The organism is Deinococcus aerolatus, assembly GCF_014647055.1.
GTDB classification, from domain to species: domain Bacteria; phylum Deinococcota; class Deinococci; order Deinococcales; family Deinococcaceae; genus Deinococcus; species Deinococcus aerolatus.
Genome location: NZ_BMOL01000017.1, coordinates 13,007 through 31,125, shown reverse-complemented (window position 1 = coordinate 31,125; position 18,119 = coordinate 13,007). Strand labels below are relative to the sequence as shown.

Below are 18,119 nucleotides of genomic sequence, written 5' to 3'. Positions count from 1 at the left end.
AGAAATCGATCGAACTCTTCACGCCTGGTCACGCTTCCCCTTCTGTTCCGCGAAATTCATACCCGGTGATCAGCTTCAGGGCGTTGCTGGTCTCGCCGTCACTGAGGTGGTAAATCAGGCCCTCGGTGCTGCGCCGCTTGACCAGCTCGGCTCGCTCGATGATCACGGCCACGTCATCCACTTTCCGCACCCAGCATGCCCCTGCCTGGAACTTGCCCATATCCTCGCTCCGGTCTACGATTTCAAAGTGCTGGGCCGGGGCGAGGCAGCCCGCGTTGGCTATCACGGCGTTCGCAGATGCCCTCCGCTGGCCGGTTTGACCGACTGGAGCACCGATCAACACGTCCAGAGCCAAAATCGCGCAGCTGTAAAAATTGAGTTTCTCTACCTGCGCCTTGGCCTGAGCAATCCGGCGGACGTCGGTTAATTCCTCCTCGCTCAGGCGCAGCCAGTCACGCCGGGGCAGGGCACCTGCGGGCGTCAGGGTATCGAGGATCCCGTCGTCGATCGCCTTGTTGCCCCCGATCAGACCCTTGACCAGGCGGTACACCGTGTCCGAGGGCACCGCCAGCGGGCGTTCCAGCAGGTCCTCGCGATCCACCGGGCGCAGGGCGTTTCCACGGCCCGGGGCCGGGGCCAGCCGGGCCGCCGCGCCGCCACCCGGAACCTTTGCCCCAGATTCGGCCTGTTCCGTCTTCTGGGAGCTTGCTACGTCAGTCCCAAACAGGAGTTCCAGTTCGGAGTCCGTGATGGCCGCGTCAGCGGCCCCGCCGTCAGGCGGCAACACGGCCACCCTTGCAGCTGGTTCGCGCACTGCCTCCAGATCTTTTGAAAGCGAAGCTTCAGAAGTGGTGTGAGGCACTGGGCTGGGCTCGGCCACTGGCGCGACGGGCGGAGTTTCTTCGCGCGCGTTTTTGGTTACGTTATTTACACCTGTCTTTTCTGGTGTATTTAAAACACTGTCTTTATACGTATCGCAAATCAATACACCCCCTATATTGATTTGCGATACACCGGGTGTATTGATTTTCGCTACATCCCTCCGGGCCTTTTTGGGGGGTGTATTGATTGCCGGTACACCCTTGGCGGCCATGCGTTCGGCGTAGGATTGGGACAAGTGGAGGGCGTTTTCTGCCCAGAGCCGTTCCATGTCCAGGTGCCAGCGGTTGGCGTTCACCCGGCTGCCCGGGGTCATGGCGATGAAGTGGCCACAGTGCTGCAGCACGCTGGCCTGAATGCGCAAGAGTTTGCTCTGGCTCACGCCCAGGTCGCCCATCATCCGGCGCACAGACAGCGTGGCATGCGTATTGGCCCAGCTCATCAGGTAGTTGATGTATCCGTAACCGTCCACGCCGATCTTACCGGCGTATTTGTCGCGCAGGACGTTAGGGCACTGGTGAAATCCACGGTGGTGGTCCCCGCTGCTGGTGACAACTGCGCCGCTCATGCCTCGCCGCCAGATTGATGGTTGTGGTGGGGGCAGGGGCCGTTGTTCCTGAATCGCGCAGTCTCGCCGTATGGCGGTTGGTAGGTGATCACTTGTTCTCCGGCGCGTCTCCTCGCTCCCGTTCTGGAGAGCCATTCGGCCTCTGTTGACCGAACCCCATAGGGCGCGTATCCTATGGGTAGGCGAAAGCCACCGCATCAGGCGGCAACTTAACTTGGGTGGATACCCTCTGTGGATTACGAGCCGGCCAGCTCCCACGGGGGGTTTTCCCTTTGGTCAATTACGCGTTGACCTCCGGGACGTTTACAGCATAACGCGATTGATTGGCAATGGCGGCCTGAAACCAACTGCTCTTCACAGCCTTAGTCCTTGGATCGACCCTGCCGGCGCCTGCCTGAACCGCGCCTGTTGGTAAGGCAGGCGCCGGCACCGTTACGAAGTACATTCACTTCTGATGCACGACAAAGTGAGACGAGCATCACCCGAACTGATCGATTCCAGCGGCGTGTTGTGGTAGATAACAGTCGTTCAAAATTACCTAACAACGGTAACTGGCCGACGTCTCAGCGAATGAAGCGATTTTCTTATTAACAATCTCGCGTGGCGCAATGAGGGCACCGTGCTAAAAAACACGCACTAGCGTGCATTGTATCTGCAGATGGGTTCACCCGCAAGCTGAAGCCCCCAGTGGGGGTACTTTGATCAGAATGAAGTTGAGGGTGACCCGGTTTTGTGCAGATGGAGATAAACCTCGACAAGAGGAGGCACCACCATGACCCACTGCAGAATCCATTCCGCCGAATTCAAGCGAGATGCTGTTCAGCTCGCCCGAACGGGCGGCGAACTTACCCGCACCGCGCGCGAGCCAGACGAGCGTTCCTCACTGCTTCGCAAGTGGCTGACGCCCGAATAAGAACAGGGTGAAGCCGCTTTCCCTGGCCAGACAAAGCAAAATCTGCCCCCGGAGCAACAGGAGATCAGACGGCTCCGTAAAGAAAACGAAATTCTGCGGTATGAGCGGGAAATCCAAAAAAAATCGCCGCCTGTCCTGGGCAGAACAGACGCCCATGAGGACGCTTGCCCGTTTCTTTGCCAGAGAAACCACACGCTGAGGTACCGCTTCACCTCCGAGCACCGTACGCAATACCGTCTGGATGTGAGGTGTCGCGTGCTGGAGGTCTCCGTGAGCGGGGACCACAGTTGGCAAAGAAGGCCTGTCTCCAACCAATAGCAATGAGATGCGCTGCTGGAGCAGCGCATCCGGGAGATTTATCAACTCCGCAAAAGGCGCTCCGGAGCTCTGCGTGAATGCGCAGAGGTGTGGGCAGAGGGGATTCGTATCTCCAGGAAGCGTGTCGCCCGCCCGATGCGTACTGGGGGTCTGCGGGCCAGAGGCGAACGACGCTGGGTACGCGCAACGGACAGTGCCCATCCCTTTGCGGTCCGCCCGAATCTCTTGGACCGTCAGTTCGACGTCCAACTTTTGGGGCCAGCCCACTGTGCGCAACCAACCACACGTTCGGGGATTTGCTGTCCATTACGGTCTCAATGTGGAATTGTCCGGTACGGAAGGTGCTAAGCAGACCCTTCTGGGGCGGCTCTTTATCTTAAATGTATTTCTTCTAGACAACTGAACAGGGTCACCGAACCCCCAAAAATCCCCAATGATTTCCCCTTCAGAGATCGTTGCAGGCCCATCCACGGCCCGCACACGCCCCCGAAGTCGTCAGAACAGCCTGTCTGCAGCAGTACCACGCACCACGCGCCGCACCGCCAGTTTCCACGTACGATCACCGCGTCAACGACCCATGACTGAAGTCACGGGCTTGTCCCTACGCTCCATCTCAACTCCAGAAAGATGGCTCGCGCCGCCCTCCTGGCTTCGACTTCATCACGCGGAACATCTACGTCCCCAGAGAGGACGGGGGTGGCTGACAGGCACCCCGTAAAAGACCACTGTTGCTTGAGAAAACTCGCCCGCATCCCGATATTCATGGCGCCCACCACGTCCGCATGTTCCTCAAAGCCGCAGCTCTGACACACGAACCTGACTCCATTTCCTGGCCGGTTCTCCCGGCTGACGTGTCCGCAAGGCGGACACGTCTGACTGGTCATGTACGCGTCCACCGCCACCACCAGACTACCGGTAAGCTGCGCTTTATACCCAACATAACGGCGCAGCTCGGCATAACTCCACTGCGAAGAACGTCGGTTGGCCGCTTTGCGCTTTTTAGAGGCTTTGTTCGAGGAACGGCGCTCCACCCGGTCGCGCAGGTGAACGAGATCTTCCATACCGATCAATGCATGGGGGTGGGCCTGAATAATCCTGGAGGCGAGTTGATGATTCGTGCAGGCTGTGAACCGTCTCTCCTGGCCACTCAGGGAAGCGAGACGCTTCTTCGAGGACCGGGTGCCTTTGGCCTGCAAATTGCTTCTGTTCCGTTCATACGTGCGCTTGCGGCGGTCGTGCTCCGCACCCGAATGCAGCACCGCGTGAACGACCCGGGACGGGTCGTTCACTTTGGTCACCGCATGGAAGCGCTGCCCCACATCAACCCCAACCACCTGCTTAAAATCGCTGGATTTGGGTTCAGGCAGTTCAACCGTAAAGCTGACCAGCAGATACCACTGCTTTCTGGATTTCTGATACCACAGCTTGGCCGCGCCGATCACCGTGTCTGCCAGCCCAAGCTCAGCCACATGGCGGTTCCAGCCGACATACGGCAACGACAGACGACCTTCCAACGTCATCAAAGACACGTGCTGGTCTTTCTTGAAGCTGTAATCCCGGCCCAGCTGGTATTCCAGCGTGCGGGCCTTGAACAGCGGAGCCGAATCCAGACCTTTATACAGGGACGGAATACGAATCTTTTGCCCGCTGGCTTTGCGGGCCACAGCCTCCCGGCGGCGCTTGGCGGCGTCTATGGTCCGTGTCCACAGACCCTTGTACGTCGAAGCCACAAGACGCTCGGCCGAACAGGCCAGTTGAGAACTCAGTCCGTGCTGAGTGCGCAGCGTGGCGTAACACGCGTCGTGGATCTTTTTATTGGACGCGGTCTTGGCGTTCTCAAAAGCCCATTTCGAGCAGGTATTTTGAGCGTCACGGAAGGCGAACGTCACCACGTCAAGCGCCGCTTTCTGCTCAGGAGAGCAGATCAGCTTCAGTTTGGCGGTGCGGACAACCTTCACATGGAGGACGATATGATGACACTGGGTGAAAACCAAGCCAGCCGCAACGCGGCTGGCTCCCCTCCTCCCATGACTGAAGTCACGGGTGTCCGGGAAGCACAAGCATGAACCTGACCGACACGGAGGCCGCCGCTTTCTGGTACCTCGCCGCCAGGGGGGCCCTGAGCGCCGAACACCTTGACCGGTCCTTCAACAATTACGAACTCGATACCTACTGGTATGGCCTCAACATTGCTGGCCTCGTGCGCATCTACCAGTCAAGCTATGGCCCCGTCGTCGGTCTTACGGACCAGGGCCGTGCCTACGCGCGCATCACGCTGCCCTCCGTCCCATTTTTGAATGCTCCAGCAAGTGTGGCCAACCGCGCCTACCTGAACGACGCCCTGGAATTGCTGTACCGCCAGGGCTACAAACCCAGTGACGATCCCCCGACCTCCCGGCGGTACCCGCACTCCCCAACCGGGCGCACGCACACCGACGAGATCATCAGTTGCACGGTCCGGATCCCGGACAACGCCTACGCCAACGTTTCATACCGGCCCTCGAGGGGATCTCACAGCGTCCTGTACAACCCCTACACGCGCCCAGGCCAACCTCGCCTCTACGCCAGTATCGCCAACGGCGGCATCACCCCCAAGCAGGGTGAGACCTATCTTAAACGCCACAAGCACCACATCACCTCGTGGCAGACCCCGCTCCTGCTCGTGGTCCCAAACCCTGCCCCATTCGAATCTCTGCTCGCCCGCCAGCACAAAGTTGGCGGCATTGCGCATCACCCCACGCTCCGGCTCATCACCCTGCCTGTGCCACAGCCCAGGATCGAGCCGTTCCACTCTGGGCTCCGGTGACGCAAGCGAAGTCTCCGCCGGGTCACTCCAGTTCGCCGTCGCTCCAGTCCTCGTGGTCTTGCCAGACGCGTTTATCTTCGTACGCGTCCTCACCCTCCCAGGCGTGACCATCCTGCAGGTCATCCTCGCTGACCTCATCCTCCTCCTGCCAGCCACCGTCATCTTCCCCCACGTCACCGTACGCGAGTTCCAGGATCACCTGCCGCTGCCCAAAAAAATCATTGCGTTTGTAACATCGCGGGCGGTTCTGGTATGGATCTTGACTGATCCAGAAATTACAAAAACGAATCTCGTACTCCTCAAGCCCGGTCAATTTCCCGTCGCGCCACAGGTCATCGATCAACCACCCCACCCGGCGCACCCGGTCATGCACGGTGGTGGCCCACACCACCCGCCGGTATCCGGCCTCCGCGATGCCCAGCAACTTGCGCTGTATCTGCGGCTTATCGTAGCCACAGTCAATCTCGATGGCCCACGGCTCCCACCACAAGCCAGACACCCGGGCATCCGGCATCCGCCGCCCCTCACGCCCCCGGCCGTCCAGGACCTCCCATACCCCGTGCTTGCCCAGCCACATGGTCCACCACACCTCACTCAGCGCCGCCCAGTGTTTCAATTCCCGCTCCGGCCTCCGCAACAGCCGCTCGTCCGTCCCCACAAACCTGAGGTTACGCAAACTCGACGGCTGCGTGACCTGCGTGCGCACCGACTGCAGCCGTGAGGGCAACCCCAGGCGGCCCGCTGCCTCCGCCAGGCCCCAGCGCTCCAACTGCCCCGACGTGACCATTCGGTTGACTTTCAACAGGTCCAGCAGGACATCTGACCGTTCCTGGACCGACAGCGCCTCCACATCTCTGTTCAACATTTTTCCTCCAAAACCAGAAAGATTTGATCTGAAACCTCGGGCGGACTCAGGTTTCTTGGTATAGTTTAGGGTTTTGCAGGATTACTTTGGCACAAAACCATAAATAATGAAGGCATGCCCCCGTATATGCTCTTTTCAGCCTAGGGTGCGATTTGGTAAGCGGTGTCAGAAATAAGAAAGAGGAAATCTTTAGTATGGATACATGCTGATGAGTGAACTGGCCGATGAACTCCAGATGGATGTGGGAAACATGTCAAGGCAGGTGCGGTTGTACTACCGACTGCAAGACCGTGACAGGCCTGGACGGTTGGATCCGCAGGCTATCGATGATTTCTACGCGGCACATGCTCTGGTCACGAGCCGCACAGTAAAAAACTACCCACAAGCGCTCAAGCAGGTGTTGGGCCTGAGCGACGCGCCGGTTCCAGCGGCGGTCGTGACGGAGATCAAACAGTCATTGGAAGACATTTGTGACAGTCAGGTGCGCACAGAAAAGCGGCTGAACAACATAGCCAAGCACTTTAAGCTCCTACTCGACCGACTGGACAAACAAAGTGGGTGTGATGGTGTTGTCAGCGAGGATAAATTCGATTCCGAGTGACGCGCGCGTGCCGCTTTCCTGACGCCACACCCTGCGGTTGAGGCGCTGCGCTCAGGAGTTCCGCGGTGCGCTGGGTCTGGCGGGCGGTCCGCCTGCAGGGCTGCAGTGCCGGGCCGTCACGATACTTGTCCGCTGTCTTTCGGTCCCAGCAGACACAGGGCGGCAGCTTCTCCAGATTGACATCTTTACAGCCGCCACTTCACTGTGCCAGCGGACAAAGGGCTTGAACGGAGCGGGTCACATTCACGATCCAGGGCTTAACCTGGTGAAGGCCGAAACTCGGTTTAAATCGCGTGAAAGACTTTTAACGTCACAACCCAGGTTCTCGCGCGAGCGCTTGCTTGTGCGCCTCAGTAGACATCGCGTGCTCCACTCTTAGTGACTTCCTGGCCCGGCCTTTGCCTTCACCAGCCTTTGACTGGACGGTCTTTCATCTTCCTGGCGTACTCGACGTGGATCTCGAAACTGATGATGTCAGCGTGACGCAGATGGTCACGCACGGCCAGCAGGTCACCTGTGTCAGCGTAGATGCGGGTGCCCGCACTGTGGCGCAGCCCGTGAACCTGGCGGCGCGAGGAGGGGACACCGCTGCGCCCGCAAACCGCTTTGACCCGGCCCTGCACGGAGCCGCTGCCCTGTCCGCCGATGACGTAGCTAAGCAATTGCGGTGTCCTCGCCAGCCAGGCCTGGAGGACCTGCTGCAGTGACCGGCTCAGGGGAACAACCTTGCCGTTTCTGCCGTTTTCCCGTCACCATCAGCTGCAGATGCTCGCCCTGCAGGTGGATGTCGGCCCTGCGCAGGCCCGCGAGCTCGCTGACCCGCAGCCCGGCAGGCGCGCCGAGCAGGATGACCTTCCAGCTGGCGTAGGCCGCGCCATGGTTGGGCCGCGGACGCAGCAACTGGACCCCGGCCGTCTGGACGAACTCCAGCTCACGCAGGGTCTTGCGCCCACCAGTCCATTGAGAAAAGAGGGGCGCGTCCCCGTGACTTCAGGCATGGGTTGGCCTCTCTCGCTCCCTTGAAGGCGCTACTGCTGTTTGTACTGAGTTTCCTGCTCTGTCCTGTTCAGGATTTGGAGGATGTGGAAGCAGGCCTTCGTACTTCTCCTTGGTCAGCTTGGGGCGAACTCGCGAGTCGAGTTCGGCTTCACTGCTGCGCTTTGGTGCGTCTTGCTAAGCTCGACGTGGAGAGGGCAAGCATTAGAACTGTCCTGGACAGCGTTTCGCGGCCATGAGCGCAAACTACATGATCTCAGGTACAAAGCCTTAAGCCGAAAAAATCGAAGTGTCTGTGATCTCGCCCTATGGACTGAAAGATCCGACAATATTTGTGCAGACTCCAACCCCTGACGCCCCAACTCTTGATCGCAACTGCTCGGCCGCCAACACCATGACACAGTCCATGCCCAGTCGCCCAGCAGGCGGCACGCGCTTCACCGGGGACTTTTACCCGACGGGCTTCTGGTCTGCGGGCTGGCCACCCAACTCCTCAATCCGGGCCTGACGCTGCGCGGCGGTGGCCTCCAGCCCGGTGCGGCGCTGCTCCGAGGCCTGTTGCCGCCCTTCGAGGTTGGCGATCTGCTCCAGGTTACGGGCCTCGGCCGCTTCCAGCACCTCTATGTCACGCTGTGCACTCTCGGCCTCGTCCTCCAGCTGCACTTTCTGCGCCGCGTGGGCCTGCCCCTCCCGTTCCAGCTGACGAATCCGGCGCAACGTTTGCTGGTGCATGTCGTCCAGATGGGCGAGTTCCCGCTCCGTGCGCTCGTGTTCTGCAGACTCGGACTGCTCGGCCACGTCGGCACTGACCTGCTCCAGCGTCATGATCTGTTCGGTGCTTGCCGCGGCGCTGATGGCCATGGCAATCAGCGCCTCCAGCGCCTTTGCCTGCCGCTGCACCTCAGCGCCCAGGGTGGTCAGCAACCCGGCGCTGATGTTCTCCAGTGGGGTCCCCCGCACGTTGACCAGGGCGTCCTGGATGGCCTGCTGAAGGATGTGTGCCGCGTCAATCTGGGCCTGGCCGGAAGCAATCATCTGCTCCAGCCTGGCCACCTGGACCTGTGCGGCCTGGAGGTCTGCGGTCACGGCACCGTCTCGCAACTGGGCCTGCAACTGGGTCTGGGTGGTGGCCACGACCCGCCGGAGGGCCTGGGCCACGGTAATCTGTTCCCGGCCCGCGCTCACGATCTGTTCAAGCGCCTCACTCTGGGCAAACCCCGCCGCCCCCACGTGACGACGCGCCGAGATCATCGAGCGCCGCTGCTTTTCTCCGTCAAGCTCAGGAAGGTCTCCGCCTTCTCGGACATCACTCATTCGCCTACTGTACAGGGACCCCATTCCTGAGCCTCCGCACCGGCCGTGGAACCGCCGGCCGGGCGAGGGGCCAGCCAACGGCGAAGCAGCTTCTGCATTCATTTATGTGACCTACCAACGGATAAATCCGTTGGCTTCTCAGGCAACGCTTGCGTTTACTACCGCTACGTTGATGCCTGATGGGACGGCCCGCCCCAGGATGTTCCGCGCTGCGTTCAGGTCCGCATTCTCCTGATGACCGCAGGCAACACACCGAAACCGCGATTGACTGGCCCGGTTCTCCCGGCAGGTGTGGCCGCATTGGTTGCACGCCTGCGAAGTGTAAAGCGCTTTGAAACCGTCCACGAAGAAAAAGCATGGCCGAAGGGGGGTTCAGCTCTGGATCCCCCCCTTCCTCTCAGCGTCGCCAGGGTAAGGGCGTCCGTCTGAGGTCCAGGGGCAAGGCAAGGGACAGGACAGTACCACTATCACAGCAGCTCGCCCTGTCTGCCGGGGGCCGACAGCAATAGCGTGGTGGGCTGGGCCCTCGACGGGTCTCCCCAGCCTGGGGATGCGTGACGCCGGGGGCATGTTGCTGATGAATGCAGCGCTTGATGCCTGCCATGGGCGCGCTGAAACGGTCCATGTCGATGGACGCACCTACGATTACGCTTACCGCCTGACCCCGGAATACCCGTATCTGATGGGCTGTTATGCCGGAGAGGTGCGGCCTGACACTGTGCGGGACATCCGCAGTTCTATGAGGCCGCCGACGCCGCGCGGACCCAGTGGCCGCCCCAGCGCGCCCCCACAAGCGCAGTGTCCGGGCGTCGCGCTCCCTCGGCCCAGCAGCTGGACCACCACCGCAAGGCCTCGCGCTACAGGCTCGAGTCTCGAACCCTTAGCGCCCTATCCGAATGACAACCCCTGTTGCGCTGCTCCATCCCCGCTGAGCTTAAGGGGCCAGAACCTTTGTCTCCATCTACTGGCCGGAAACCAGGGTGTAGCGAATCAGGGTGATCTGTACGCGGCCGGTGCGGCCGGGAGGAAGGTGGGCGAACACCACCGGCACGCTGAAGCTCACGCCCGCACGGCGCAGGGGAGCGCGCACAACGTAGCGGTACACTGTGGAGGGACCGGGGCCGCCCACCTGGGGCACCTGTCCACTGGCCGTGGGTGCGGCCACGGTCTGTCGGTCAATCAGGGTCAGGTACGCTGGGTCCACGTCCATGGCCTGCCAGCTGTAGCCGGTGCCGCCCGCACCACTGAGCGTGAAGCGCAGAATGTCGCCCTCACGCACCGGCACTTCCTGGCCGGTGGTGGATGCCGACACTGCCACCTCAATAGTCCGGGGGGTGCCCTGCGCCTGCGCCGCAGGTGCGGCCAGCAGAAGCGTGGTCAGCAGTAGGGGCGTCAGGGCCCAACGGACCGAGATGGGCCGGGAGGATGCGCGGGAGTGGGCGTGGTGCGCGACTTTGGTCATGGTCCTCCAGAAAGCAGACCATGAAGCCTGGGCACGGCCCAGAATGGTCAGTCAATGAGATGTGCGGGGAGAGGGGTGGGATTTGCCTGGTTACTGTAGCGCACCGGAGCTTTTGGCGGCTGGAGGCCGTACAGTACGGAAGTGCATTCTTCCGTGAGGCGCTTGTGGCGCGGGTTGTGGTGTCTGGCGCTGTCCTGGACTCTGCTTGGCAGTGCGGGTGCGGCAACCTTTGGCATTGAGACGCGGCTGCTGGGCCGCCCCCTGACCGCCCAGCAGCAGGCCACCGTACGGGAGGCGGCGACACGGGTTTCGGCGTTGATCACATCGCCGTTTGCGCCGGTGCGGGTGGATATTGCCGCCAATGAATGTGACCGGGGACTGCCCAGGGTGCAGGGCACCCTGAAGCAGTTGCTGGTGTTTGTGGTGGTCAAGCAACTCGGCGACGACGTGTATGCCACCGGCATGCCGTGCGATCTGCGCGATGGTTCGTACCTGCCGGTGTACGGCGTGATTGATCTGAACTCCGTGGGGCTCTCCGAATTGCCGCGCGAAGATCTGCTGGACACGATGATTCATGAGCTCCTCCACGTGCTGGGCGTCGGCACGCTGTGGGAACCGGAGTACCGGGTGTCTGTCAGTGGCGATACCGACGGACGAACCTTCGTGCGGCGTGTTGGTGGAGTTCTGTACTACACGGGTCCGCGTGCCCTGGCCGCTTACCGGGCGCTGGGCGGACAGAAGCAGGGCGTGCCTCTGGACCCGGACGCCGGGCACTGGTCCGGTCAGGCCGTGTGTGCCGAGATTCTGTCCGGGAGCGCCAGCGATTTCACGGGACAGGTCAATCCGGTCAGTCTGTTGACGCTGGGCGCGCTGGAAGATCTGGGGTACCGGGTCAACCGGGCTGGGGCCGAACGGTTCAAGTTGCCGCAGGGCAGCTGCGCCGCTCAGGCCAAGCGCGACGCAGCTGCGGCCCGGGCGGGCGCGCCGGTCAAGGTGCCGCAAGGAGGGTTCGCCACCTGTGCAGCCGCCCACGCCGCCGGCGTCCCGCTTCCGATCCGGCGCGGTCAGGCAGGTTACCGGACAGGGCTGGATGGGGACGGAGACGGCCTGGCCTGTGAATCTGGACGATGATGGGGACCGCCCGTGTGGTGAGGGTTCTGGCCCCTGAAGCTCAGCGGGACTGGGGCAGCGCCGCAGGAGTTGCCATTCAGGTACGGCGGTAAAGGCTTGAGACTCGAGCGTGCTACGCGAGGCACTGCTGTGGTAGAGGCCGGGTGGGCGGGGACGAGTTCGTGGTGCTGGGGGTGCTCGGAGAGGACGAGATACATGACGCGGTGGACGCAGCGGTGCTGGCTGCGCGGCAGGGCGGGGGAGAAGGCGGTGGGCCGGGCACCAGGGACGCCACGCTTCTGGCGATACGCTGAGGAGCTGCCGCCAGAAGTCATGATGCGGACACGAACGCTAAACCATGGGTGGAGCTGCAACGCCTGGTGGGTCCGGGAGTTGCTGGGCCGCGCACTGGTGGCCGGGGTGCCCGTGGTGGTGCTGAGCAGCCACACGCACCTGGTTCTGGCAGCGCAGACGCTCGGCCTGGGGCCACTTGGTCAAGGATCTAGACGCGGCCGTACTGCTGCCCTGGACAGGGTGCTGTTTGGGGTGGGGGAGAGGACCGGGGACACAGGAGCCTGGGGGTAGCAGGGCATCAGGCGGGCTGGGTTCGGCTGAAGCACAGCTGAGGTTGCCGTCAGGCTGGTGCTGTGCAACGGGGGAAAGGTCATGGTCTGCGGCACCCCGGCAGTGGCACGATTTTCAGCGTGAAGCCATCCAGACGCCTGTCAAGACCACGTCCCCTGGTTCTGGTCCTGCTGAGCCTCGGCCTGATTGGCACGGCCACCGTGACCGTGGGCTGGTACTTTGCCGACGCGCTGGTGTGGGCCTCTCCGGTCCGCCGGCGCATTCCCACCACCCGCATCCTGGGCGTCCAGGGCCTGCCGCAGCTGGCCTCTGGGTCTGGACGGCCCACACCCGCTGCCCGGAGCTCATCCTTTTCACAAGTGACCCTGACCCGCAACCCGGCCACCACCCATGCTGGCGTGCTGGGATTGGAATGGGAGGACCCGGACGGCGTGCCGCGCTTTGCCCAGCTCGGGCCAGTTCTAATGCAGACCCGCCGCACTGTGACCCGCGCCGTCCGGTGGCAGGAGGCTGCCCTGACGGTGGGCCAGGCGGTGCGCCCCACCACCGTTGGGCTGGGCACCCCGGCGTCGCGTGGCCTGGCCTACCAGGAGGTCCTGGTCCCTGCTCCCCACGGTTCCATGCCCGCGTGGCTGGTGCCTGGCGGCCCAAGTGGCGCGGCGGATACCGACTGGGTGATCGTGACCCACGGGTACCGGGGCCTACGGCAGGACGCCCTGCGCGTGCTGCCCACCTTCGCCGGACTGGGCCTGACCAGCCTGACCATCACATACCGCAACGCCCACGGCGCGCCCCGCACCCCGCAGGGGGTCTACCGGCTCAGTGCCGAGGAATGGGAGGACTTGGAGGCCGCCGTGCAGTTTGCCCAGGCCCATGGGGCCCGGCAGATCGTGCTGATGGGCTTCAGCATGGGGGGCGGCATCACGCTGGCGTTCCTGCGCTACAGCGCGCTGGCCTCCCGGATCGCAGGCGTGGTGCTGGATTCCCCGCCGCTGGAGTGGAGATCGCTGATCCGTCACTTTGCCCGGCGGTATTACGTGCGGCCGTTTGCGCGTCTGGTGGAGTCCCTGACGGTCATGAAGAGCGGGCAGGACTTTGACGCCGTCGATCACCTGAGCGTGATGCATCAGTTTCAGACACCGACGCTGCTGTTTCACGGCAGCGCGGACCGGACGGTGCCGGTGGCGCAGGTGGAACGTTTTGCGCACGCCAGACCGGACATCGTGGAGTATCACCGGGTGGAGGGGGCTGAACACATTCGGAGTTGGAACATGAACCCGGAATGGTACGAGGCGACGCTGAACCGGTTTCTACGCCGGGTGCTGGCAAATGAATGCTGAGGGGTGAGCGAATTCGGCAAAAGGCTGTCAGACTGTGCAGCACGTCATGACTTCCCCTCCCACCCCGGACCCCTCCCTGGATGCCGTTGATCTGCAGGCCATCATCGACAGCAGCGCCGACTGCATCAAGGTGCTGGATCTGGACGCCCGCGTGCTGTCCATGAATATCGGCGGCAGGCAGACCATGGAGATCACGGACTTCAGCGTCTGCCAGGGCCTCCTGTGGCCCACATTCTGGGAAGGCGAGGCTCGCGCCCAGGTCCAGCAGGCGCTGGACGCCGCGCGCGCCGGACACACCACCACCTTTGAAGGCCCCGCCAGAACGTTTGCCGGCACTCCAAAGTGGTGGGAGGTGCGGGTGTCGCCGCTGCGCGCCGCAGACGGCACCGTCACCCGGCTGCTGGCCAGCAGCCGGGACATCACCGCGCGCAAGCAGACGGAGCAGCAGCTCGAGGCGGCTCAGCATCAGCTCAGGAACCACGCCCAGGTTCTCGAGGTCCGCGTGGAACAGCGTGAGCGGGCCCTCGCTGCCTTGGTCCGCTTCACCACCCAGGTGGCCAGCAGCACCGAGCTGCACGACATCGCCACCGCGGCCAGCGATACCCTCCGCGACGCGGTCGGCGGCGCCATCAGCGGCTTTTTTCTGGTCAAGGGCAAAATGGCCTATCCGGTGATGTTCTCCAGCAACACGCCCCCAGAGGTCATGGCTGCCCGACGTGCCGGAATCGCGCTGAGCGCGCCGCTGGTGGCCAGCGCCCTGGCACGGCGCGGCACATCGTTTGTGGGCAGTGAGGATGGGCGACGGCAGTCGGTGGGCTACGCCAGTGCGCTGAGTGTCACGGCCTACCACCAGGGGGAGCAGCCCTACGCCCTGTTCGCGGCCGGGACCCCGCGCCCCGAGTGGACGGCGCAGGAGCAGGAGGTCATCGAGTCGGTCGGGCGTGGCCTGGGGCTGGCGCTGGACCGGGAGGTGCAGACCCAGCAGCTTCAAGAGCGTACTGCTGGACTGGACGCCTTCGTTGCGTTCAGTGAGTCGTCCAGCGCGACGACGGACATTCTCGCGCTGGCCCGTCAGGCCGTGGAGGTGCTGGAAACCACCCTGCGGGTGGTCAGCGTCGCGTACTACGAGCTGGACGGGGACCTGTGGAAAGCGCGGGTGTGGTCCGAGAATCTTACCCCGGAGGTCGTGGCTGTCCTGACGGCAGGCATTTCTGTGAACGCCCCCAGTTACGCCGAGGCGGTCCAGACCAGGGCGTCGGTGTTCGTGCCGGGCTGGTGTGCCGACAGCCAGGGCGTGGCCAGGACCGAGGCATTCGGGGCCGGGGCGTTCTACCCGTGCTTCGTGGGCGAGTCGCCGCACGGTCTGCTGTCCATGGGCACGCCGCGTGCGGGGGACTGGACGCCCCGTGAGGAAGCGGTCTTCAGCGCGGTGGGCCGCAGCCTGACCCTGGCGCTGGAACGCACGGCGCAGACCCGGGAGCTGACCCTGCAGCGGGACGCTCTGACGGCCCGCACCCGGGAACTCCTGCTGGCCAACGAAGAACTGGATGCGTTCACGTACTCGGCCTCGCATGACCTGCGCACGCCAGTCCGGCACGTGATGAGCTTTGCCGGTCTGGCCCGCACCGCGCTCGTCAACAACCAACCCGACAAGGTCAGCCGCAACCTGGACATCATTCAGCAGGGGGCCACCCGCATGAATGGGCTGATTGACGGGATGCTGCTGCTGTCCCGGGCCGGCCGGCATGACCTGCAGGCCCAGATGGTCTCCCTGGAACCACTGATCTTGCAGGCGCAGCATGACGCTCAGCTTGAGTTTCCGGAACAGGTGATCGACGTGAAGTTGCGGGCCGCCGTCAGCGTCTGGGGGGACGCGCGGCTGCTGCAGCAGGTGCTGACGAACCTGATCAGCAACGCGGTGAAGTACTCCACCACACGGGACGTTTCGGACGTCGTGGTGCAGGTCAGTGAGACGGGGACCGAGTGGACGATCACCGTGCAGGACAATGGAGTGGGCTTTGATCCCAGGTACGGCGGGAAACTGTTCGGGATCTTCCAGCGGCTGCACACGCAAGACGCCTTTCCGGGGATTGGGGTGGGCCTGGCGACGGTGCGGCGCATCGTGCTCAAGCACGGAGGCCGGGTATTTGCGGAGGGCAGCGTGGGCGCGGGGGCCACCTTCGGCCTGACCCTGCCGAAGCCCGCCGCGTAAGACAGAAGCCCTATCCTGCGGTCCGTCGCTCCAGACCACAGCGGAACGTGGCGCTGGTTCCAAGAGTTCCCCCAGGGATTACGTCATACGGACTCCGATTAAAAAGTGCAGAATCTAAGCATCAAATACTTCTCCTCTTCCGTCAAACTGCAGCATTCTGCTGCGGCGTTTTGGAGCATCTTCCGGGCCAGCACCTGCGCCGCCTAACGGCGCAGAGCACAGTTTTTCGCGCTTCTTGCCGAAGGCAAAAGTGAACACGAGCTGTTGGCGTTGACTCAATATTCGATCTCGGGTGCGCGCAAGGTCTTGCGTCGGTATCACACCCTGGGACTGGACGGTCTGGGAGATGGACGGGCCGACAACCGGGGCGCACCCACGGTCTTGACCCAGGCGGAGCAGCAACAGTTCGCCGCCCGTCTGCGCGAGGATTTTGACCAGGGCATCTTCTGGAGCGGCAAAATGGTTCAGGACTGGGTTCAGGCGCACTTTGGCAAAACGGTGTACCTGAGCCGCACCTATGAGTTCATGCGCCTGGCCGGGTTTTCACCCCAGCGGCCACGCCCCCGACATGTCGGGGGCGACATAACTGCTCAGGACGAGTTCAAATCAAAATTTTAGTGGATCGGCTTCGCGCAGCGGAGCGGCTCCACCCTCACGTCTCGTTGTGGGCCATGGATGAACATCGCCTTGGCCTCCAACCCATCACGCGGCCCGTCTGGACGCCCACGGGTCACCCGGCAACCCGCCCTGTCCAGCCACGTTACGACTGGCTGTACCTGTATGCCTTCGTATGTCCTGAAAGCGGAGCCAGCCAGTTCTGGCTGGTCCCCGAGGTCACCAAACGCGCCTATCAACTCGTCGTGGCCGCGTTCGCGGCCAGTCTCGGAGCGGGGCCAGACCATCATATTTTGCTCGTTGAAAATGGCGCGGGATTCCATGTCCCTCCGGTGGAGGGACATCCCCGTGGCTTGGAGACGATGACGCTGCCCCCCTATTCGCCAGAATTGCAGCCGGTGGAACGCGCCTGGAACCTGACGGATGAGCCGCTGGCCAACCGCTGCTTCGAATCACTCGCTGAACTTCAAGACGCGCTTGGAGAACGCTGCGCCTGGCTGGAAACTCAACCCGATCTCATCACGCAGCACACCCTGTTCCATTGGTGGCCCCTCTGTACGAATTTATCGGAGTCCGTATGAACCCCACTCGCCCGCAGCTACCTGAAAATGCTCCTGGGCAGGTACAGGCCGACCAGCCAGTTGGGCACGTCTACGATCTCGCTGATGCGCAGGTCCGCCGCCACGCTACACAGCAGGTAGGCCTCCTGCGGCGACAGGCCGTACTCCCCGGACATGAAATCGATCATGGCGCGTGTGGCGTCCTGCGCGGCGGCGTAGAGGTCCGGCCCGATGCCCGTGGTGACGTGATACCCCGCCTGATCGATGTGACCCGTGACGGGACCAGGCGTCGAGAAGCGGGGAGTCTTCAGGTGCGCGCCCTTGTTCAGGGTAAAGCGCAGCGTCACGTGCATGGCCGATTCGATGGCGGTGCCGCACACCTCCCCGTCCCCCTGGGCCGCGTGGGTGTCGCCTACCGAGAACAGGGCACCGGGCACAGCCACCGGCAGATGCAGCGTCGAGCCCGCCGTCAGGTCACGGATGTCCATGTTGCCGCCCACGGCCCTTGGCGGCACCACCGAGTGGTGGCCCGCTTCGGCCGGCGCATTGCCGATGGTGCCGGGAAAGGGCCGCACCGGCAGCTGAATGCCCGGCAGGAATTCCGCCGTGATGTCGCTGTACTGCCACAGCTTGAGGTACGGATCGGAGAATTCATCGGCCAGCAGGCCGAAGCCGGGAATAATGGCGGTCCAGCCGAAGCCCGAGGGCCTGAACTCCAGAATGTCGACGGTCAGCGCGTCGCCCGGCTCCGCGCCGTGCACGTACACCGGCCCGGTCACCGCGTTGATCTTCGAGAAATCCAGGGTCGCCACGTCGGCGTGGGTGGAGGCCGGCGTGAACTGGCCGCCGCCGGAATCGATCACCTCAAATTCGATGGTCTCGCCGCTCTCGACTTCCAGCGCGGGCGGCAGGCTGTTGTCCCACCCGTAATGGTGGTCGTGGATGGTGCATTTGGGTCTGGCGGTCATGGCTGTC

Annotated in this window: 17 protein-coding genes and 1 pseudogene; 9 read left to right on the top strand and 9 right to left on the bottom strand. The window is 63.0% G+C overall.

Annotation, left to right across the window (positions count from 1 at the left end; genetic code table 11):
* Nucleotides 1-28 precede the first annotated feature (28 nt).
* Nucleotides 29-1,447 carry a hypothetical protein gene (locus IEY31_RS14905; protein WP_188973374.1) on the bottom strand — a complete coding sequence of 473 codons (1,419 nt, stop codon included), beginning with the start codon at nucleotides 1,445-1,447 and terminating at the stop codon, nucleotides 29-31.
* A 772-nt stretch (nucleotides 1,448-2,219) separates the two neighbouring features.
* Here IEY31_RS14905 and IEY31_RS18775 point away from each other — a divergent pair.
* Nucleotides 2,220-2,924: pseudogene (locus tag IEY31_RS18775) on the top strand (IS3 family transposase); the annotation flags it as partial.
* Nucleotides 2,925-3,265: 341 nt separating this feature from the next.
* On the opposite strand, the gene IEY31_RS14890 reads toward IEY31_RS18775, so the two are convergent.
* A complete protein-coding gene (locus tag IEY31_RS14890; RefSeq protein ID WP_188973371.1) occupies nucleotides 3,266-4,636 on the bottom strand; it encodes an RNA-guided endonuclease InsQ/TnpB family protein in 1,371 nt (456 codons plus the stop codon).
* Between the two features lie 104 nt (nucleotides 4,637-4,740).
* Here IEY31_RS14890 and IEY31_RS14885 point away from each other — a divergent pair, with 104 nt between their 5' ends.
* A complete protein-coding gene (locus tag IEY31_RS14885; protein WP_188973369.1) occupies nucleotides 4,741-5,484 on the top strand; it encodes a hypothetical protein in 744 nt (247 codons plus the stop codon).
* A 22-nt stretch (nucleotides 5,485-5,506) separates the two neighbouring features.
* Here the strand turns inward: IEY31_RS14885 and IEY31_RS14880 are convergent, their stop codons facing one another.
* Entirely contained in the window at nucleotides 5,507-6,349 is an 843-nt protein-coding gene (locus tag IEY31_RS14880; protein WP_188973367.1) for a hypothetical protein, read from the bottom strand.
* A 208-nt stretch (nucleotides 6,350-6,557) separates the two neighbouring features.
* Between IEY31_RS14880 and IEY31_RS14875 the strand changes: the two genes are divergently transcribed.
* Nucleotides 6,558-6,950 (top strand): hypothetical protein, encoded by a 393-nt coding sequence (locus tag IEY31_RS14875; protein WP_229723662.1) that lies wholly within the window; start codon nucleotides 6,558-6,560, stop codon nucleotides 6,948-6,950.
* A 404-nt stretch (nucleotides 6,951-7,354) separates the two neighbouring features.
* Here IEY31_RS14875 and IEY31_RS14870 read toward each other — a convergent pair whose 3' ends face one another.
* The 5 genes from IEY31_RS14870 to IEY31_RS14850 all read right to left on the bottom strand — a co-directional run bounded on the left by IEY31_RS14870 (nucleotide 7,355) and on the right by IEY31_RS14850 (nucleotide 10,722).
* Nucleotides 7,355-7,612 (bottom strand): hypothetical protein, encoded by a 258-nt coding sequence (locus IEY31_RS14870; protein WP_188973363.1) that lies wholly within the window; start codon nucleotides 7,610-7,612, stop codon nucleotides 7,355-7,357.
* Entirely contained in the window at nucleotides 7,605-7,850 is a 246-nt protein-coding gene (locus tag IEY31_RS14865; RefSeq protein ID WP_188973360.1) for a site-specific integrase, read from the bottom strand. The genes IEY31_RS14870 and IEY31_RS14865 overlap by 8 nt, the downstream gene beginning before the upstream one ends.
* Before the next feature lie 546 nt (nucleotides 7,851-8,396).
* Nucleotides 8,397-9,260, bottom strand: a complete 864-nt coding sequence (locus tag IEY31_RS14860; protein WP_188973358.1) for a coiled-coil domain-containing protein — start codon at nucleotides 9,258-9,260, stop codon at nucleotides 8,397-8,399.
* A 138-nt stretch (nucleotides 9,261-9,398) separates the two neighbouring features.
* On the bottom strand, nucleotides 9,399-9,605 hold the full coding sequence (locus IEY31_RS14855; RefSeq protein ID WP_229723661.1) for a transposase: 207 nt from the start codon (nucleotides 9,603-9,605) through the stop codon (nucleotides 9,399-9,401).
* 616 nt (nucleotides 9,606-10,221) lie between these two features.
* A complete protein-coding gene (locus IEY31_RS14850; protein ID WP_188973356.1) occupies nucleotides 10,222-10,722 on the bottom strand; it encodes a protease inhibitor I42 family protein in 501 nt (166 codons plus the stop codon).
* A 141-nt stretch (nucleotides 10,723-10,863) separates the two neighbouring features.
* Between IEY31_RS14850 and IEY31_RS14845 the strand changes: the two genes are divergently transcribed.
* The 6 genes from IEY31_RS14845 (at nucleotide 10,864) to IEY31_RS14820 (ending at nucleotide 17,165) form a co-directional block, all read left to right on the top strand.
* The gene (locus IEY31_RS14845; RefSeq protein WP_229723660.1) at nucleotides 10,864-11,853 is read left to right on the top strand and encodes an excalibur calcium-binding domain-containing protein; all 990 of its coding nucleotides are present in this window, start codon (nucleotides 10,864-10,866) and stop codon (nucleotides 11,851-11,853) included.
* Between the two features lie 143 nt (nucleotides 11,854-11,996).
* Nucleotides 11,997-12,146 carry a hypothetical protein gene (locus tag IEY31_RS14840; RefSeq protein WP_188973354.1) on the top strand — a complete coding sequence of 50 codons (150 nt, stop codon included), beginning with the start codon at nucleotides 11,997-11,999 and terminating at the stop codon, nucleotides 12,144-12,146.
* Nucleotides 12,147-12,536: 390 nt separating this feature from the next.
* Nucleotides 12,537-13,757 carry an alpha/beta hydrolase gene (locus tag IEY31_RS14835; protein ID WP_229723658.1) on the top strand — a complete coding sequence of 407 codons (1,221 nt, stop codon included), beginning with the start codon at nucleotides 12,537-12,539 and terminating at the stop codon, nucleotides 13,755-13,757.
* A 46-nt stretch (nucleotides 13,758-13,803) separates the two neighbouring features.
* On the top strand, nucleotides 13,804-15,969 hold the full coding sequence (locus IEY31_RS14830; RefSeq protein ID WP_188973352.1) for a PAS domain-containing sensor histidine kinase: 2,166 nt from the start codon (nucleotides 13,804-13,806) through the stop codon (nucleotides 15,967-15,969).
* Between the two features lie 270 nt (nucleotides 15,970-16,239).
* Nucleotides 16,240-16,587, top strand: a complete 348-nt coding sequence (locus tag IEY31_RS14825; RefSeq protein ID WP_188973350.1) for a winged helix-turn-helix domain-containing protein — start codon at nucleotides 16,240-16,242, stop codon at nucleotides 16,585-16,587.
* Between the two features lie 53 nt (nucleotides 16,588-16,640).
* The gene (locus IEY31_RS14820; RefSeq protein ID WP_229723657.1) at nucleotides 16,641-17,165 is read left to right on the top strand and encodes a transposase; all 525 of its coding nucleotides are present in this window, start codon (nucleotides 16,641-16,643) and stop codon (nucleotides 17,163-17,165) included.
* A gap of 17 nt (nucleotides 17,166-17,182) precedes the next feature.
* On the opposite strand, the gene IEY31_RS14815 is transcribed toward IEY31_RS14820, so the two are convergent.
* The gene (locus IEY31_RS14815) at nucleotides 17,183-18,112 is read right to left on the bottom strand and encodes an acetamidase/formamidase family protein (RefSeq protein WP_188973346.1); all 930 of its coding nucleotides are present in this window, start codon (nucleotides 18,110-18,112) and stop codon (nucleotides 17,183-17,185) included.
* Nucleotides 18,113-18,119 lie beyond the last annotated feature (7 nt).

Bases quoted from the DNA above. Each gene is read 5' to 3' on its own strand.
- IEY31_RS14880 (WP_188973367.1), bottom strand. From the start codon at position 6,349: ATGTTGAACAGAGATGTGGAGGCGCTGTCGGTCCAGGAACGGTCAGAT.
- IEY31_RS14820 (WP_229723657.1), top strand. From the start codon at position 16,641: ATGGATGAACATCGCCTTGGCCTCCAACCCATCACGCGGCCCGTCTGG.
- IEY31_RS14905 (WP_188973374.1), bottom strand. From the start codon at position 1,447: ATGAGCGGCGCAGTTGTCACCAGCAGCGGGGACCACCACCGTGGATTT.
- IEY31_RS14815 (WP_188973346.1), bottom strand. From the start codon at position 18,112: ATGACCGCCAGACCCAAATGCACCATCCACGACCACCATTACGGGTGG.
- IEY31_RS14860 (WP_188973358.1), bottom strand. From the start codon at position 9,260: ATGAGTGATGTCCGAGAAGGCGGAGACCTTCCTGAGCTTGACGGAGAA.
- IEY31_RS14885 (WP_188973369.1), top strand. From the start codon at position 4,741: ATGAACCTGACCGACACGGAGGCCGCCGCTTTCTGGTACCTCGCCGCC.
- IEY31_RS14875 (WP_229723662.1), top strand. From the start codon at position 6,558: ATGAGTGAACTGGCCGATGAACTCCAGATGGATGTGGGAAACATGTCA.
- IEY31_RS14830 (WP_188973352.1), top strand. From the start codon at position 13,804: ATGACTTCCCCTCCCACCCCGGACCCCTCCCTGGATGCCGTTGATCTG.
- IEY31_RS14850 (WP_188973356.1), bottom strand. From the start codon at position 10,722: ATGACCAAAGTCGCGCACCACGCCCACTCCCGCGCATCCTCCCGGCCC.